Below are 17,056 nucleotides of genomic sequence, written 5' to 3'. Positions count from 1 at the left end.
TCCCCTTCAGGCGGCGGGCCGCACCGGCACGCCGCGCAGCGCCGAGGTCAACGCGTCGACGACCCGTTCCTGGTCGACGTCACGCAGGCCCGGGTAGAGCGGCAGCGACAACTGCTGGGCGTAGAACGCCTCGGCCACCGGGCAGCTGCCCCGCCGGTAGCCGAGGTCGGCGAAGGCCGGATGCCAGTGCACCGGGAGGTAGTTGACCTGTACTCCGATGCCGGCGGCGCGCATCCGGTCGTACACCTCGCGGCGGCGCCCGTCGAGGACCCGGATCGGGTAGAGGTGCCAGGCCGGTGTCGCCCAGTCCCGCCGGCCGGGGGTGCGGACCCCCGGCAGGTCGGCGAGGGCCTCGTCGTAGCGGGCCACCAGCTCGGCCCGGCGGGCCAGGAAGTCGCCGAGCCGGCGCAACTGGCTGCGGCCCAGCGCGCAGAGCACGTCGGGCAGCCGGTAGTTCAGCCCGAAGTCGTGCACCTCCTGGTGCCAGCCGCCCTCGTCTGGCCAGCGCAGCTCGTCGCGTTCCCGGACCAGGCCGATGTTGCGGAACCGGCGGGCGCGGGTGAGCAGCCGCGGGTCGCCGGTGGCGACCGCGCCGCCCTCGGCGGTGGTCATGTTCTTGGTGGGGAAGAACGAGAAGGTGGTCAGGTCGGCCAGCGAACCGACCGGCCGGCCCCGGTAGCCGGCCCCGATCGAGTGGGCGGCGTCGGCGAGCAACAGCGCGTCGCTGCCGTGTAGCGCGGCCCGCAGGGCGTCGTAGTCGGCCGGGTGGCCGGCGTAGTCGACCGCGGCCACGACCTTCGTCCGGTCGGTGGTGGCGGCGGACACGGCGGCCGGGTCGAGGGTGAACGTCTCCTCCTCGACATCGGCGAAGACGATCCGCGCACCCAGGGCCGCGGCGCTGCTCGCGGTGGCCACGAACGTCATCGGCGGCACGATCACCTCGTCGCCCGGGCCGACCCCGGCGGCCGCGTACGCCACGTGCAGGGCCGCGGTGCCGTTGCAGACCGTCGCCACCCCGGCCCCGCCGGCCCAGGCGGAGAGGTCCGCCTCGAAGGCGGCGACCTGCGGTCCGGTGGTGAGCCAGTCGCTGCGCAGGGCGGCGACCACGGCGGCCACGTCGTCGTCGGTCACCGACTGCCGGCCGTACGGCAGGAAGGAGGTCACGCCGGCAGGCCGAGCATGTCGCGCAGCTGCGGCACGCTGAGCCACTCGTCGTTGGTGTCCGACTGGTACGCGAAGCCGTCCGGCACCGGCTCGCAGTCCAGCGGCGGCTGGTAGCCCCAGGTGGCGATGGTCGGCTGCACGATGAACCGGTCCTTGGCGATCAGCGTCCGGCGGCTGTCGTCCGGGGCGATCATCTCCTCGTGCAGCTTCTCGCCGGGCCGGATCCCGATCTCGTGCGTGGTGGCGTCCGGGGCGACCGCCTCGACCAGGTCGAGGATGCGCATGCTCGGGATCCGTGGCACGAACAGCTCGCCGCCCTGCATCTGGTCGAACGAGTCCAGGACGAACTGCACGGCCTGGTCCAGGGTGATCCAGAAGCGGGTCATCCGCTTGTCGGTGATCGGCAGGCTCCTGCCCTCGGCGGCGAGGCGGCGGAACAGCGGCACCACCGAACCGCGGCTGCCGACCACGTTGCCGTAGCGCACCACCGCGAACCGGGTGGGGTGCTGGGCGGCGTAGTGGTTGGCCGAGACGAACAGCTTGTCGCCGACCAGCTTCGTCGCCCCGTACAGGTTGATCGGGCTGGAGGCCTTGTCGGTGGAGAGCGCGATGACCTTCCGTACGCCGGCCTCGATCGCCGCGTCCACCACGTGCTGGCAGCCGGTGATGTTGGTGGCGATGAACTCCGACGGGTTGTACTCGGCGGTGTCGACCTGCTTGAGGGCGGCGGCGTGCACCACGTGGTCGACCCCGTGCATCGCCCGGGTCAGCCGGTGTCGGTCCCGCACGTCGCCGATGAACCAGCGCAGCCGGGGGTCGTCACCGAGCTGCTGGCGCAACTCGTACTGCTTGAGTTCGTCCCGGGAGAAGACCACCACCCGGGCCGGGTCCGCCTCGGCGAGGACGTGCCGCAGGAAGGTCCTGCCGAAGGAACCCGTCGCCCCGGTGACCAGGATCGACGCTCCGCTCAGCTCGCTCAATGTGGTGCTCCCGTGTTCGTCGGTGATCCGCCGGGACGTGGTGCGACCCGGCCGGCCGGGTGGGAACGCTAGAGCCGGTGGGTTAACACGCCCACGCCCCGCGGTTAACCGGACCCGCTCGGGTGGTGAATGCCGGGCGCCGGGGGCGGCGAGCCGTTTCGGGGAACTCCGGCCCGACACGCGCACCGCCGAACAATGCGTGAACAATGCGTGGACAGGGTCGGAACAATCAGCGCCGGCGGCGGTTCGCCCGGTCCAGGGAAATGGGAACAACGGTGATCTCCCGACCGTCACGCACCTGCCGAATGCCGGGGCTCTCGACGAAACGGAACCGGCGGTTCATCCGGCGTACCACGGTGTTGTGGGCGAGCACCTCGCCGTCGAGTCGGTCCAGCTCGAGCACGTCGAAGGCGTAGTCCACCGCAGCCCCCATGACGCCCAGCCAGGCCGGCAGCGTCGCACCCCGTTCGGCCAGTCCCTCGGCGTCGAGGTAGAACCCCCACGCGCCGGTGCGCGGACACTCCCACCGCAGGTCGAAGAAGGTGACCACGCCGCACGGTCGCCCCTCGCGCAGGTACGTCAGCACCCGCCGGCCGGGGTCGTCGCGGGTCGCCGCCCACCACCGTTCGTGCTCGTCGGCGGTGATGACATGACTCGTTTTGCTGGCCTGTCGATTGATTTCCTGATTACGCCAGGACAACATCAGGTTAACGTCGTCCTCGGTGGCGTCACGTAGCACGTACCGCTCGCTTTCCGGCTTGTTTCTTCGGCCACCGGGCACCCTAATTCTGATTCACCTGGCTGTACACTCCGCCGCATGACGGAATTGAGTCGCGCCCGGATTCGTGGCCTCATGGGTGAGGTTATGGCCAACCAGGGCAAGGTGCTGCCCGACGACGACGCCGCGGAGTTGCGGGAGATCGGTTTCCGCTCGCTGGACTTCTCCGAGCTGGCGCTGCGGGTGGAGGACGAGACGGAGGAGGAGCTCAACTTCGACGCCCCCGGGCTGCGACGCATCGCCACCGTCGGCGACGTCCTCGACTTCCTCGCCGAACTACAGCGGCAGTGAGCCTCGACACCGCCCACCCGGCCGGGGCGCTGCCGGCCGGTGCCGACAACCGGGTGGTCGCGGCCGGCGGCGTCCGGTCCTGGCGGGAGCTGCCGGAGCTGACCCTGCCGGCTCCGGCGGTGGTGCTCGCGCACTCCGCCCGGTACGCGCTGGCCGCCGCCCGCCACCACGCGGCGTACGGCACCGAACTGCTGATCACCACCGCCGGCCGGGTCGATCCGGCGATGCGGGACGAGCTGCGCGACACCGGGTTCACGTTGGTCGAGGCGGATGGTCCGGCCGAGGTGGCGGCCCCGACCCGTACCCGCCGGGCCGAGGCGGGCCGGCTGTGGCTGCTGACCTCCGGAACCACCGGCCGTCCCAAGCGCGTCGGACACACCCTGGAGTCGCTGACCACGGTGCGGGGCCGGCAACCCGACCGGACCTGGCTGTGCCCGTACACCCCCGGCACCTACGCCTGGTGGCAGGTGGTGACGCTGTCGTTGACCCAACCCGGGCAGCACCTGGTGGTGGTGGAACCGGAGCAGCTCGACGACTGGCCGGCGCTGGCCGCCGCACACGGCGTCGACGCGGTCTCGGGGACGCCGACGTTCTGGCGGCGGGCCCTGCACCGTGATCCCGACACGCTCGCCCGGGTGCCGCTGCGCCAGCTCACCCTCGGCGGCGAGCCGGTCGACCAGGCGATCCTGGACCGGCTGCGGCAGGTCTTCCCGAGCGCCCGGGTCTCCTGGATCTACGCCTCCTCGGAGGTCGGTGCGGCCGTCGTGGTGCACGACGGGCGGGCCGGTTTCCCAGTCGAGTGGCTCGACCGGGCGGCACCGGACCGGCCCACCCTCGGCGTACGCGACGGCGAGCTGGTGGTCACCTCGCCGTACCACGGTGCCGGGCTGACCGGCCCGGTCCGCACCGGCGACCGGGTGGAGGTCGTCGGTGACCGGGTGCTGATCACCGGCCGGCTCGACACCGACGAGATCAACGTCGGCGGTAGCAAGGTCTCCGCCGGTCGGGTCCGTGACGTGCTCACCGCCCACCCGCGGGTCGCCTGGGCGCGGGTCACCGCCCGGCGTGCTCCGCTGCTCGGCCACCTGGTCGTCGCCGAGGTGGTGGCGCACGGGTCGCCGTCGCCGCGGCCGGATCCGCCCGGCGCGCCCGACGAGGCCGCCCTGGTGCGCTGGTGCGCCGACCGGCTGCCCGACTACGCCGTACCCCGCCGGATCCGGCTACTGCCCGAGATCCCTGTCAAGGAGACCCTGAAGAGCGATGTCTGACCTCGCCACCCGCGTCCGACCCGTCCCACCGTCCACCGTGGTGCTCGTCTCCGGTGGATCCCGCGGCCTGGGCCTGGCCATCGTCACCGACCTGCTCGACGCGGGACTGAAGGTGGCCGCCTTCGCCCGTACCGTCACCCCCGAACTCGCCAAGCTCGCCGACGCCCATCCGGAGCGCACGCACGTCGGGCCGGTCGACGTCACCGACCTGGCCGCCGCGCAGGCCTTCGTCCGGGCGGCCGAGGACCGCCTGGGTCCGCTCGACGGCCTGGTGAACAATGCCGCCGTCGGGCAGGACTCACTGCACGTACACACCGCCGCCGCCGACCTGGCCCGGATCATCGAGACCAACCTGACCGCGCCGCTGCAACTCACCCGACTGGCCGTACGGCGGATGCTCGCCCAGGGCCGGCGCGGCCGGATCGTCAACGTCACCTCGATCTGCGCCCAGCGTGGCTTCCCCGGCCTGGTCGCGTACTCGGCCACCAAGGGCGGGATGGATGCCGCCACCCGCTCACTCGCCCGTGAACTGGGTGGGCGGATGCTGGTCAACGCCGTGGCACCCGGCTTCTTCGCCTCGGAGATGTCGGCGGTGCTCGGTCAGACCCAGCTCGACCAGATCGTGCGCCGTACCCCGACCGGTCAGCTGACCGAACCGGCCGAGGTGCTGCCGGTGGTGCGGATGCTGCTGTGCGACCAGACCAACATCAACGGCCAGGTCATCGTGGTCGACGGTGCCGCCTCGATCTGATCCCGCCCGACCCCGCGCCCACGCCGCCGCCCAACTGTCGCCGGTGACCGCGTTGCTCGCGGTCGCGCACCGGCACCTGCGGGTGGCGGCACCGGCCGAGTCGGCCGCCGCGGTGACCCGCAGCCACCTCGACGACGGACGCTGCCTCGGCTGGTACGGCCCGCCCGTGCCGGGCTGGCGGGTGGCCGTCGACGCCGAGCGGGTCACCGCCGAGGTGCCGCCGGCATTGGCCCGTCGCTTCGGTACGACGGACTTCTGGGCCCGCTGGACCCGTACCGAATGCCTGGCCAAGCTCGCCGACGTGCCGGTGGCGACCTGGTGGCGGCGGCACGGCCTGGCCGTGCCGCCCGGCACCTGCTGGCTGTGGCGCACCCTGACCCTCGCCGGGGCGGCCGACCTGATCGTCACCGTGGCCTTCGCCGCCGCCCCGGCCCCGGCCGCCGCCCGGTCGCTGCCGACTGGGTCGCCGGCCGGGGCGCCCGGGTTCGGTCCGAGCCCGACCGGGTCCACAAGGGTTCGGGGACTGTCGAGCTGGCCCGTCCGCGCTATCAACCGGCACCGCCCCGAGGCATGACGCCGCTGCCCGGCATCCCACAGAGCCATCCCGGTGCGGACCGTCCCGTCGAGTCACGTCGGTGTCGGCTGCGGTGGTGGGCGGTCTTGTTGAGTCACGTCGGTGTCGGCTGTGGTGGTGGGCCGTCCCGTTGAGTCACGCCGGGGTTGGCTGTGGTGGTGGGCGGTCTTGTTGAGTCACGTCGGGGTTGGGTGTGGTGGTGGGCGGTCCCGTTGAGATGCGTCGGGGACGGCGTTACGGACGTGGACCGTCCGGCCGGCATGTGTCGCGCGTCGCCGTCGGGCGCGGCGATCCGTTTGTGCTATCAGCTCGACAGCGTGCACAAGTGACACCGGCAGGGCTGGCGGCCCAGCCCTCCCGAGGAACCCGCGCGGCTGGGCCGATCAGATCAGGTCCCAGCTCAGCGGGGTGCCACGGGGCACGTCGGCGGTGAACCGGCGACCCAGTACCCGGCCGATCTCGACGGGCGGCAGGCCGCCGGCCGGGCGGATGGAACGGACGTTGGCCGCGGTGACCTCGTCACCGGCGCGCACGTCGGTCACCACGTACAGCGAGCGCCGGAAGCGCAGCCCCTCCCGCTCGGCCGAGGTCGGGCCGACGGCGCTGCCGCCGAGGGCAGCGTGGGCCCGCTCCGACTCGACGACCAGGGCCGCCAGTTCCGTCGGGTCCAGCGAGAAGTCGGCGTCCACGCCGCCGTCGGCCCGGTCCAGGGTGATGTGCTTCTCGATGAAGCAGGCCCCGAGCGCCACCGAGGCGACCGGTACCCCGATGCCCGGTGTGTGGTCGGAGAGCCCCACCGGCAGGCCGAACGCGTCGGCGAGCACCGGAATCCGCCGCAGGTTGCTGTCGGCGGGCGGGGCCGGGTAGGCGGCGGTGCAGGCCAGCAGCACGATGCCGGCGGCGCCGGCCGCGCGGGCGGTGCGCACCGCCGCGTCGATCTCGGCCAGGGTGGCCATCCCGGTGGAGAGGACCAGCGGCTTGCCGGTGGCGGCGACCAGTTCGATCAGCGGCAGGTCGACCAGCTCCGACGAGGCGATCTTGTACGCGGGTGCGTCCAGGCTCTCCAGCAGCTCCACGGCCGAGGCGTCGAACGGTGAGGAGAAGACCGTGAGGCCGTGTTCCCGGGCCCGTTCGAAGATCGGCGCGTGCCACTCGTACGGGGTGTGCGCCCGCTCGTAGAGCCGGTACAGGTTCTCTCCGCCCCACAACTCGTGCCCACCGGAGATGCGGAAGGCGGGAGCGTCGACGTCGATGGTGATGGTGTCCGGCCGGTACGTCTGGAGCTTGAGCGCGTGCGCGCCGCTGGCCGCCACCGCGTCCACGATGGCCAGTGCCCGGGACAGGTCACCGTTGTGGTTGCCGGACATCTCGGCCACCACGAAGGGGTGTTCCCCGGTGCCGACCAGCTGCGGCCCGATCTTCAGCGTCGTCATCGTGTTCCGTTTCCGTGGGTGTCCACCAGTGTGCGGTCATGCGTCGTGCCCGCCGCAACGCGGCGTACGCCAGGTAGCTGTCCCGGCCGACCAGCCGGTGCTTGAGCCCGGCCACCCCACCCGGCCGGGGGTAGCCGCTACCCGGCAGGTACCGGCGATAGTGCCCGGCGACCCGACGGAAGAAGTCCCGCCGCAGGTTCGGGTGCAGTCGGCCGTCGTTGCCGACGACCACGAGGAAGTGACTCACCATCAGGTCGAACAGTTCGGCGTGCCAGCGTCCGTCCGGGTGCCGCCGACGTAGCCAGGCGAACAACCGGTCGTACTGGTCGAAGGCGTCGAAGTGCCGGCTGCTGCGGGTGGAGGTGATGGCGCCCTGTCGACCCTGGCGGTACAGGTAGCAGATCCGGTCCAATACCGAGATCCGCTCGGCGCTGATCAGCAGGGGATGGCTGAACGGAATGTCCTCGTACCAGCCGGGGTGGAAGCGCAGCCCCAGTTCGGCCATGAACTCGCGGCGTACCACCTTGTTCCACGCGGTGTGCTGCACCCGCAGCAGTTGGGGCCGGTCGGCCAGCCGCACCACCCCCGGCGTACCGCGCAGCAGGTGGCTGCTGGCGTCGACCTCCCGGCGCCCGCACTCGTGTACCCGCAGGTGGTCGAGCATCAGCACGTCGGGCCGATCGGCGCGCAACCGGTCCAGCACCGCCGCGATGGTGCCCGGCGGCAGCCAGTCGTCGCTGTCGACGAACCAGACGTACCGGCCGGTGGCCACGTCCAGGCCCGCGTTGCGGGCCGGGCCCAGGCCGACGTTGGTGTCCAGGTGCCGCACCCGTACGCCCGGATGGTCGGCGGCGTACCCGCCCAGCAACTGCCCGCATCCGTCCGGCGAGGCGTCGTCCACCGCGACCAGCTGCACCTCCGCCGCCTCGTCGGGCGGGATGTCGGCGAGCACGGAGTCGAGACACTGCCGCAGGTACGCCTCGACGCGGTAGACCGGCACGACGATGCTCAGCAGCGGCGTTCGCGTCGGCTGAATGACCACCCGGTCACCCTCTGCCGTGCGGATGGACGGGGCGGGAACCAGACATGACCGGCAGCGGTGAGGAGATTGAACAGCGATCCGGTGTCCCCGTGGTGTCGATCCCGGCGGATGGGCCGGTGCCCGAGCGGGTAGGGTGCCCGGCGGGCGGCGTCGATCGGGCCGCCTCCGGTGGCCGATCGGATCGGTCCGCCCGTCCGTGGGGAGGATGAGCAGGTGCTGGTGCCGCCGTCGACGACCGGGGTACCGGTATGACCAGCGCCCCGGTGACCATCTCGGCGGGCCCCGCCGCCGGCCGGGCCGACCTGAACCGGTTGCCGTCGCTGACCGGGCTGCGGTGGGTCGCCGCCCTGCTGGTCTTCGGCTTCCACGCCGGCACCATGCGGATCATCGCCGAACCGGCCTACCAGGCGGTGGTCGGCGACATCTTCACGCTGGGTCTGTCCGGGGTGCAGTTCTTCTTCATCCTCAGCGGCTTCGTGCTGGTCTGGTCGGCCCGCCCGGGTGACTCCCGGCGGCGGTTCTGGCGGCGGCGGCTCGCCAAGATCTATCCGAATCACCTGCTGCTGTGGGCGCTGGCCATGCTGGCGGCCCTCTGGTTCGCCGACCCGATCAACCCGGTGGCCGCCCTGGAGAACCTGTTCCTGCTGCAGGCGTGGGATCCCCGACCCGGCTACTTCTACAGCGTCAACAACGTGAGCTGGTCACTCTCCTGTGAGCTGTTCTTCTACCTGTGTCTGCCGCTGGCACTGCCGCTGGTCCGGCGGGCCCGGCCGTGGCTGCTCTGGGCCGTCGTGATCGCGGTTCCGCTGCTGATCCTGGCGCTCTGGCCCGCGCAGACGCTGGTGCCGGAGCAGAGCCGGTGGTGGTTCACCCAGGTGTTTCCGCTGGTCCGCTCGCTGGAGTTCTGGATGGGCGTGGCCGCCGCCGAACTCATGCTCCGTGGCCGCTGGCGCGGGCCCCGGCTGCCCCTGGCCAGCCTGATCTTCGTGGCGACCTGGGTGGCGGCCTCCCAGTGGATCCGGGCCGAACTCTGGGCGGCGCTGCTGGCCGCGGCGTACGTGCTGGTCATCGCCGCCGCGGCGGACGCGGACGTGCACGGGCGTCGCTCACCGCTGCGCGCGCGCCCGATGGTCTGGCTCGGCGAGGTCTCGTTCGCCTTCTACCTGGTGCACGTCTTCGTGATCATGACGATCCTGCGGGTCACCGGCGACTGGGGGACCGGCCTGCCCGGCTGGTGGGGCCCGGCGGCGGTGATCGGCTTCCTGCTGCTCACCCTGGGGCTGGCCGCACTGGTGCACCGCTTCGTGGAACAACCGATGATGCGCCGGCTGGCCCCGCGCCGCCCGGTCCCGCCCGACGGGGCGACACCGGCCACGTCCGAGTCGGCCACGTCCGAGGTCACCACCTCCGAGTCGACCACCTCCGTCCACTCCGGACAGTCGTCCGACCGGTCCTGACCTGCGTCTTCGGCGCCACAGCGGACGCTTTCCCCGCGCGACACGCCGGGCGGCGGTGCCGCTCGGCGACCCCGACGGGTAGCGTGACGACGTGCTCCCCGTCGCCGCCACCCATCCTCTGTGGTGGCTGGCGCGCCGGGCGGCGCGGTTGCTGACCAGCTTCGCGGTCGCCGCCGCCTTCACCCTCGGCGCGTGGGCGGTGCCCGCCCACGCCACCCCCGGCGCGCTGCCCGGTCTGGCGACCGCCGCGCCGGGACAGGCCGACCGGGCCGAGGTGGCCCCGCCGACGAGCCGGCTCGACCTGCACTCCGGTGCCGGTCGAGCCGTGGTCGGGCCCGTCGTGCCGGCCGGGAGTGGCCCGGACCGGTTCACCGCGGTGCCCGCGCTGGGGTCGAGCGCCGCGACGGGTGGTGACCGCAGCGACCACGCCGGTCCCGCGCAGCCACCGGCGACGCCGGGTCGGTCGCGGCCGTGGGCCGTCGGGCCGGTCGCCGTCGGACCCACACCGGCCCTCGTGGCGGCAGTCCCGGGCGCCCATCCCACGCGCGGTCCGCCCCGCGGCTGACGCCGCCACCCGCATCGCCGGGGTTGGCCGACGTCGCACCGGCCGTCCCGGCCACCGTCCGTCCGGTCACCCGTACCCACCGCCGATCCGGCCGGTGCCCGCTACCGGAGCCGGCTCTCGGCGAACCAGTCGTAGTCGCACATCTTTCCGCGAGGAACCGCCATGGAACAGACCGTTCTCTACCAGTTCCTGATCGAGGTGCCACGGGCCGCCGCCATCTGGTCGGTGCTGCTCGTGCTCGCCCTGGGCGTACTCACCGCCCTGGTGGCCCGGCCCGAACCGGCACCGCCGGTCGAGCGGGAATCCGACGACCCGGCCGGGGACCCCGTCGCGGCCGCAGCCGACCTGCGTCGGTACGCCGGTGAGGTGGCGGTGGCCGCCGCCGGTGCCGCGCAGAACGCCCAGCGGCACCGCGACGGATGGCAGCGCGCCCACACCGAACTCGACCGCGCCTTCGCCGCGTACGACGAGGCGGAGTCCGCCGCCCGTCGGCTCGCCGCCGCCGAAGCCCTACCCGTCCCCGGTACGCCCCGGACCCCGACCGAGTACGCCGCCCGGGAGCGCTGGCTGCACCGCGCCGCGATGACCGCACACTGGCGCGGGGACCTGACCGCCCGGCAGCTCACCGACGTACTGGCGCACCGGGGCGGCTGGGATCCACGACGGCACCCGGTCGAGCAGGAGATCATCCTGGCCCGGGTGGTGCGGGACGGCCGGCTGGCCGCCTACCGGGCGGCGCAGCAGCGTGAGCGCGACGCGTGGCGGGCGGCGGAGTCGGCCGTCGACGCGGCCCGTGCCCTCTCCGCCGAGGCGTACGCCGCCGTGCAGCGGCTGCGGCCCGAGCCGCTGCCGGCGCCGCGTCGGGTGGCCGTCGGCCGGCCGGCCGCGATCCTGCGCTGGCGGCCCGCCCGGGTCGGCTGATCGCCCTGCCGTGCGGGCAACCGCGACGAGCATGGTCGGAGGATTCCGTGACCCCGGTCACATGCTGTGGAGAATCGGTCACCCGGTGCATTCTGGCCCCATAGTCGGCGCGCTGGCCGGGACATTGTCGACAGCCGGTCCCGTTCTGACCCGATCGAACCGCCACGACCCCGAATCCCATTGAACGACGACAGTTCCCGGATATCCGAAAAAAACTGATCCCGATCATGTTTAGGCAGGTCGGGGAGGGTTGGCATGGCCTTGACCGGCCAGTAATGTCGGCGCGTCCGGTGCGGTTACCGATCGCAAGTGGCGACGCCGCGCCGACCCGCTCAATCGTGATCTCACGAACCGGGGACCCACTGCACCACTGGGGTGAATCTGCGAGCCTCGGCCCGCGGTAGGGCGATCTTCCCGCCCGAATCCGTCAGCTAACCCGGTCGGCGGTGTCGGAAGGAGTTCCATTCTCGTGCAGCAACGCTCGATCCCCCCGTTGTTCCCCCGCCTCCACGGCACCGTGGTGCCCGCGCTCGCGGGCCCGTCGTCCGCGAGCTGATCCCGGCCCACCGCAGCCGCCCGGTTCCCGGGCGCACACCCCGCAACGGCATGTCCACGTGACCGGACGGTCGTCGGTGCCCCGTGCCGACGGACCGCGGTCGACGGTGTGCCGTTCACCCCTCAGCCCGTGGAGGATCCCGTGAAGCACACCGTCAAACGTCAGCTCCGTCGCCTGTCCACCGAGCGGTCGTACCAGCTGGTGGCCGCGTCGGCGGCGGCACTCGTACTGGCCACCGGCACCGGTGCCCTGCTCGCCCGGACCGACGAGGGCCCGGCCGACGCGAACACCACGACCGCCGTCGCCGAACTGCGTGACGACAGCGCGGCATCACGCAGCCAGGCCCGGGTCGACTCGGCCGCCGTCGTGGACAGCGCCGCTCCGGCGACCCGCGCCGCCGCGCCGAGCAGCGCTGCCGCCGTACCGTCGCCGCAGGCCACCTCCGCCGCCCCGGATCCGGACGTGACCAGCGAGAAGGCGACGCCGAAGCCGCCGGTCAAGAAGGTCCTAGACTACGACTACCAGGCGCAGACCACCGGCTACTACTGCGGCCCGGCCGCGGTGCGCAACGCGCTCAGCGCCGCCGGTATCGACCGCGACCAGGACACCCTGGCCGGGCAGCTCGGCACCACGTACGCCGGCACCAACTCGGCCGAGGACACCACCCGGGTGCTCAACTCCGTGGTCAAGGGCGACCCGTACACGACCACGATGATCCCGGGCGGCGCGGCCACTCCGGCCCAGATGGACCGGCTCCAGTCCGACGTGGTGGCGGCGGTCACCGACGGACGCAGCGTCGTGGTCAACGTCGCCGGCAGCGCCACCGACACCGTGGGTGCCTGGCACTCCTTCCCGGGCGGTCACTACATCGCCGTGGTGGGCTACGACGACGACGGCCGGCTGGTGAAGATCGCCGACTCGGCCGACCCGTCGTACTACTCGTACTGGATGAGCACCATCGACCTCGCGAACTGGGCAGCCACCCGCGGCTACTCCTCCTGAGCGAACCGTACGAGCGAGCGAGCCGAACGCGCCGGGCGCCGATCCCCACCCGGGGGTCGGCGCCCGTGTCGTATCCCGGTCGGCGCTCTCGCCCGACGGCGACCGCCGGTGGCAGACTGCGCGCATGATCACGGAGTCGGGTGACCGGGCCAGCCGGCCGGTCCTGCTGTTGCTGCACGGCATGGGCGCCACCGGTGCGGTGTGGTCACCGTGGTCGTCGATGCTGCGTCGACACCGGCCGGGGCGCTGGTCGGCCCCCGACCTGGCCGGCCACGGTGCGGCGCCGCCGCTGTCGCGGTACTCGTTCACCGCCCTCGCCGAGCGGGTCGCCGCGGGCCTGGACACCGGCGACCGCGTCGTGGTGCTGGGCCACTCGCTCGGCGGCGTGGTCGCGCTGGCGTTGGCCGCCGGCAGCGGACTGCCGATCGACGCGGTGATCGGGCTCGGCATCAAGGCGGTGTGGTCCCCGGCCGAGCTGGCCCGCGCCGGAGAACTGGCGGATCGACCGGTCACCTGGTTCGCCACCCGGGACGAGGCGGCACAGCGCTTCCTGCGCGTCGCCGGCCTGACCGGGCTCCTCGACCCCGACGACCCCGCCGTGGACACCGGGCTGCGGGAGGTGGCCGGTCGGTGGCGGCTGGCCATGGATCCGGCCGCGTTCGGTGTCGGCGAGCCGGACCTGGACGGCCTGCTCGCCGCGATCGACGTACCGGTGCTGCTGGCCCGCGGCGAACACGACCTGATGGTCTCCGAAGCCCAACTCCGGCGGTACGGCGTGCCGGTGGTGACGTTGCCCGGTCTCGGGCACAACGCCCACGTCGAGGATCCGGCGGCCGTGCTCGCCCTGCTCGATCACGCCGGCTGACCGGCGGCCGGCGTGACTCAGGTGGCGGGGGAGAGCGGCGCGTCGCTGGCCGCGCGCGGCGTCGGCGCGGCCCAGGTCGGGTCGAGTTCACGCCGGGCGGCGGTCAGGAAGCCCTCGGCGTACGCCTCGGCGGGGAAGTCGCCCAGGTAGCGCCGCCGGGTCACCCAGCGCGCATCGGCGAGCGGGTCGGTGTCGAGCAGCCGGGTCAGCACGTCGTCCAGGTCGGCCAGGTCGCGGTGCAGCACGTACCCGGCGGCGGCCAGCGGGAACCGTTCGGTGAACCGGTCGCCGTGCACTCCGGTGTCGACCACCGCGTACGGCTTGCCCGAGTACAGCCAGTCCGAGACGACCCCGGAGACGTCGGAGACCAGCGCGTCGGCCCGGTTCACCGACTCGGTGAGGGTGAGCCGGGCCGCGGCGGCGCCGAACAGGTGCGGCCGGCCGGTGCCCGCCCGGTCGGCAGCGAGCAGGTCGTGCAGCCGCCCCAACTGGCGGGCCGAGGACGGGTTCTGCGCGGTGTACGGGTGGGCTCGCAGGATCACCGTGGCACCCCGGTCGAGCAGCCGCCGCAGCAGCTTCTCGGCCACCGGCAGGGAGCAGTAGTCGGCGTCGGCGTGGTGCCCCGTCCAGGTCGGGGTGTAGAGCACCGTCGGGTTCGCCGACCGCACCGGGCCCCGGCGTACCTCGATCGCCTCGACCTGGGGCCGGCCGACCACCACGAACTTCTCGGCCGGGATGTTCAACCCGGCCCGGGCGTAGCGGTCGACGGCGGCCGTACCGGCGACGAAGATCCGGTCGAAGATCGCCGACACCGGGTTGGCGCTGGACGCCTTGTCGCTGTCGCCGTGGTGCAGCTGCACGTGGGTGAGTTGGTTGAAGCGGAGGAAGTGGCTGTTCTTCGCGCCGTGGTTGACGTAGAACGCCGCCCGCAGGCTCGGCACCACGATCTCGTCCATCCCACGCAGGGTGGGGCAGTAGACCACCGGGGCGGTGGTCGCCGCCGCGATGGTGGGCAGGAACTCCGGCTCCCGCAGCAGCACCAGGAACGGCCGGCCGATCCGTTCCAGGTACGGCAGCCACATGGTGACCTGGTACTCGGAACCGGGTGGGGCGGAGAAGTAGAGCACGAACTCCGGCTGGTGACGGCGCAGCGCCCGGGCGACCGGTGAGCCGCCCGTGCCCGGCCGGAACCGGCGCCGGACCAGGCGCAGCGCGACCGCGCCGACGGTGGCACCGGCCAGCAGGCTCGCCGCCAGGGCCACCCAGGCGGGCAGGCCCATCCCGGCGGCGAGCGCCAGCCCGGCGAGCAGACCGGCCACCACGTCGTCGAGGCGTGCGGCGACCTGCGGCGCCCAGGCCCGCACCGGCAGATTGGCGGTGCGGGTCTCCAGGTTCCCGGCGTCGCGCAGCGGACCGGTGACCAGCACCAGACCCAGCAGCACCAGGGCGGTCGCGGCCAGGGCCGGGTCGAAACCGGCGTCGAGCTGCCGGGCATAGCCGACCAGGACCCCGGCCGCGATCAGCGTGGTCTCCGCGACGTTGTCCGCGCCGGGGCGTACCCGCCGCTCCCAGACGGTGGCGGCGAGCGCGAGCACCGCCAGACCGAGCCCCCAGCCGGTCGCGCCGGTGAGCGCGACCACGAGGAACGCCAGGACGGCCACACCGGTGGCCAGGCCCCGGGCGGCCAGTTTCCTGACCAGGTCACCACGCATCTCGGTGTAGCCTCCGCGCTCGGTGTGCGTCGGTGAGTCGACGGGTCGTGGGTGGGGTCAGCCGACGGGGGCGGTGCTGGCCGCTCGGCCGGCCTGGGCCGGTACCACGGCGGCGGGCGCCTCCCCCGGCGGCCGGCGGACGTCGATCACCTGACCGGTGAGATCCGAGATCAGCACGTCCAGCGACGCCTGGGCGACGGTCTCGGCGGCGAGCAGGGTGTGCTCGGGTTCGCTGCCGAACGCCTTGGTCCGCATCGGGGTGGCGGTCCGCTCCGGGTTGATGACGTTGACCCGTACGCCGAACTCCGCCCACTCGTCCGACAGCGCCTGGGTCAGGTTGACCAGGGCGGCCTTGGTGGCCGAGTAGAGCGCGTAGTCCGCCCGCCCCCGGGTGTACGAGCTGGAGGTGTAGAGCAGCAGCTGACCCTTGGTCTGCTGGAGGTAGGGCAGCGCCTGCCGGGCGACCGTCACCGGGCCGACGAAGTTGACCTGGAGCACCCGGTCGATGGTCGCCTGGTCCATCTCGGCCAGCGCGCCCTTCTCCAGGATGCCGGCGGTGACCACCACGTGGTCGATCCGGCCGGTGGCCTCGAAGGCGCTCTTCAGCGCGGCCTCGACGTCCTCGGGCCGTTCCACGTGGGTGCCGGTGCTGGAGCGGCTGAACGGGAAGACCTGGGCGCCGTGGCGCCGGGCCAGCTCGGTCAGGTCGTGGCCGATGCCGTAGCTGCCGCCGAAGACGACGATGGTGCGGCCCGAGACCTCGTCGCTGTAGGCGCGGTGGTCGGCCAGCCGGGGCACCTTGGCGGCGGCCAGTTGGAAGAGCTTGTCCGCCAGGTGCACGTCGACCGGGTGGGTGACCTTGATGTTCTCGTCCGAACCGTCGATCACCTTGATCGGCACCTCGGGCAGGTAGCGCAGCACCACGCCGCAGTCGTCGGTGGCGGCGAAGTTCGGGTCACCCGCGGCCCGCCGGTACGCCTCCCGGATGGTGCTGGAGCGGAACGCCTGCGGGGTCTGTCCCCGGCGCAGCGTGGCCCGGACCGGGATGTCGGTGATGCACTCGTTCTCGTCGACCTGGATGATCGTGTCGGCCGACGGGATGGCCACGTCGACCGCCGGGTACGTCCAGAGGGCGTTCACGCACTCGCGGACGATCCGGCCGCTGAGCAGGGGCCGGACCGCGTCGTGGAAGAGGATGTTGCAGTCGGCCTCGCCGACCGCGTCCAGGGCCACGCGGGTGGTGGCGTTACGGGTGTCGCCGCCCTCGATCACCTTGGTGACCTTGCGGAAGCCGGCCTTGTCGACGATCTGCTGCGCCTCGGCGACGTGGCCGCTGGCCATCAGCACGATGATCTCGTCGATCTCCGGCGCGGCCTCGAACACGGCCAGGGTGTGCTCGATGATCGGCTTACCGGCGATCTTCAGTAGTTGCTTGGGGATGCCGAGGCCGAGCCGCGTGCCGGTGCCGCCGGCCAGCACCACGGCCACCGTTCGTGAGGGTCGCCACGGCGCCGTGCTCTGCGGCGTGGTGCCCGAATCGGTGGTCTGGTCCTGCGTCATTGCCGGTCCTCACTCTCGGTGCATGGCTTCGGTGGGGTACGTGAATGGAAGGTTCCGTCGACACGGCGACGGAATGAACGATAACGCGCGGCCCGCGTGGGGTCGGACGGAGCGATGCCGTCCGCGCGATGCCGCGC

General features: G+C 72.8%; 16 protein-coding genes and 1 riboswitch. Of the genes, 9 read left to right on the top strand and 7 right to left on the bottom strand.

What is annotated here, in order from left to right; translation table 11 throughout:
- Positions 1-6: 6 nt before the first annotated feature.
- The 3 genes from D2L64_RS07620 to D2L64_RS07610 form a co-directional block, all read right to left on the bottom strand.
- Positions 7-1,164 (bottom strand): DegT/DnrJ/EryC1/StrS family aminotransferase, encoded by a 1,158-nt coding sequence (locus D2L64_RS07620; RefSeq protein ID WP_119574008.1) that lies wholly within the window; start codon positions 1,162-1,164, stop codon positions 7-9.
- Complete coding sequence (gene pseB / locus D2L64_RS07615) at positions 1,161-2,144, bottom strand: UDP-N-acetylglucosamine 4,6-dehydratase (inverting) (protein ID WP_119574007.1); 984 nt, start codon at positions 2,142-2,144, stop codon at positions 1,161-1,163. Before pseB ends, D2L64_RS07620 begins: the two co-directional genes overlap by 4 nt.
- Before the next feature lie 229 nt (positions 2,145-2,373).
- On the bottom strand, positions 2,374-2,883 hold the full coding sequence (locus D2L64_RS07610; protein ID WP_119574006.1) for a GNAT family N-acetyltransferase: 510 nt from the start codon (positions 2,881-2,883) through the stop codon (positions 2,374-2,376).
- Between the two features lie 78 nt (positions 2,884-2,961).
- On the opposite strand from D2L64_RS07610, the gene D2L64_RS07605 reads away from it, so the two are divergent.
- From D2L64_RS07605 to D2L64_RS07590, 4 genes are read left to right on the top strand one after another with little or no spacing between them, the layout of a single operon-like run.
- Entirely contained in the window at positions 2,962-3,213 is a 252-nt protein-coding gene (locus tag D2L64_RS07605) for an acyl carrier protein (protein WP_233558833.1), read from the top strand.
- Positions 3,210-4,481 carry an AMP-binding protein gene (locus D2L64_RS07600; RefSeq protein WP_119574004.1) on the top strand — a complete coding sequence of 424 codons (1,272 nt, stop codon included), beginning with the start codon at positions 3,210-3,212 and terminating at the stop codon, positions 4,479-4,481. The genes D2L64_RS07605 and D2L64_RS07600 overlap by 4 nt, the downstream gene beginning before the upstream one ends.
- The gene (locus D2L64_RS07595) at positions 4,474-5,232 is read left to right on the top strand and encodes an SDR family NAD(P)-dependent oxidoreductase (protein WP_119574003.1); all 759 of its coding nucleotides are present in this window, start codon (positions 4,474-4,476) and stop codon (positions 5,230-5,232) included. The genes D2L64_RS07600 and D2L64_RS07595 overlap by 8 nt, the downstream gene beginning before the upstream one ends.
- The gene (locus D2L64_RS07590) at positions 5,216-5,806 is read left to right on the top strand and encodes a hypothetical protein (protein WP_233558832.1); all 591 of its coding nucleotides are present in this window, start codon (positions 5,216-5,218) and stop codon (positions 5,804-5,806) included. The genes D2L64_RS07595 and D2L64_RS07590 overlap by 17 nt, the downstream gene beginning before the upstream one ends.
- Before the next feature lie 383 nt (positions 5,807-6,189).
- Here D2L64_RS07590 and pseI read toward each other — a convergent pair whose 3' ends face one another.
- Together pseI and D2L64_RS07580 are read right to left on the bottom strand one after the other, a co-directional pair.
- Entirely contained in the window at positions 6,190-7,239 is a 1,050-nt protein-coding gene (gene pseI / locus D2L64_RS07585; protein WP_119574002.1) for a pseudaminic acid synthase, read from the bottom strand.
- Complete coding sequence (locus D2L64_RS07580; protein WP_119574001.1) at positions 7,151-8,281, bottom strand: glycosyltransferase family 2 protein; 1,131 nt, start codon at positions 8,279-8,281, stop codon at positions 7,151-7,153. Before D2L64_RS07580 ends, pseI begins: the two co-directional genes overlap by 89 nt.
- A gap of 248 nt (positions 8,282-8,529) precedes the next feature.
- Here D2L64_RS07580 and D2L64_RS07575 point away from each other — a divergent pair, with 248 nt between their 5' ends.
- From D2L64_RS07575 to D2L64_RS07555, 5 genes are all read left to right on the top strand, one after another.
- Positions 8,530-9,738, top strand: coding sequence for an acyltransferase family protein (locus D2L64_RS07575; protein ID WP_233558831.1), 1,209 nt, complete (start codon positions 8,530-8,532; stop codon positions 9,736-9,738).
- A gap of 91 nt (positions 9,739-9,829) precedes the next feature.
- Positions 9,830-10,303, top strand: coding sequence for a hypothetical protein (locus D2L64_RS07570; protein ID WP_119574000.1), 474 nt, complete (start codon positions 9,830-9,832; stop codon positions 10,301-10,303).
- A gap of 162 nt (positions 10,304-10,465) precedes the next feature.
- Entirely contained in the window at positions 10,466-11,224 is a 759-nt protein-coding gene (locus tag D2L64_RS07565) for a hypothetical protein (RefSeq protein WP_119573999.1), read from the top strand.
- 319 nt (positions 11,225-11,543) lie between these two features.
- A riboswitch (cyclic di-AMP (ydaO/yuaA leader) is annotated at positions 11,544-11,685 on the top strand.
- Positions 11,686-11,909: 224 nt separating this feature from the next.
- Positions 11,910-12,782, top strand: a complete 873-nt coding sequence (locus tag D2L64_RS07560) for a C39 family peptidase (protein ID WP_119573998.1) — start codon at positions 11,910-11,912, stop codon at positions 12,780-12,782.
- Between the two features lie 124 nt (positions 12,783-12,906).
- Positions 12,907-13,647, top strand: coding sequence for an alpha/beta fold hydrolase (locus D2L64_RS07555; protein ID WP_119573997.1), 741 nt, complete (start codon positions 12,907-12,909; stop codon positions 13,645-13,647).
- 17 nt (positions 13,648-13,664) lie between these two features.
- Here D2L64_RS07555 and D2L64_RS07550 read toward each other — a convergent pair whose 3' ends face one another.
- Complete coding sequence (locus D2L64_RS07550) at positions 13,665-15,359, bottom strand: CDP-glycerol glycerophosphotransferase family protein (RefSeq protein ID WP_119573996.1); 1,695 nt, start codon at positions 15,357-15,359, stop codon at positions 13,665-13,667.
- A 57-nt stretch (positions 15,360-15,416) separates the two neighbouring features.
- A complete protein-coding gene (locus D2L64_RS07545) occupies positions 15,417-16,919 on the bottom strand; it encodes a bifunctional cytidylyltransferase/SDR family oxidoreductase (protein WP_119573995.1) in 1,503 nt (500 codons plus the stop codon).
- Between the last annotated feature and the right edge of the window lie 137 nt (positions 16,920-17,056).

The organism is Micromonospora radicis (assembly GCF_003583405.1).
In the GTDB taxonomy this organism is placed as follows: domain Bacteria; phylum Actinomycetota; class Actinomycetes; order Mycobacteriales; family Micromonosporaceae; genus Micromonospora; species Micromonospora radicis.
This window is presented reverse-complemented; position numbering and strand designations above follow the sequence as displayed.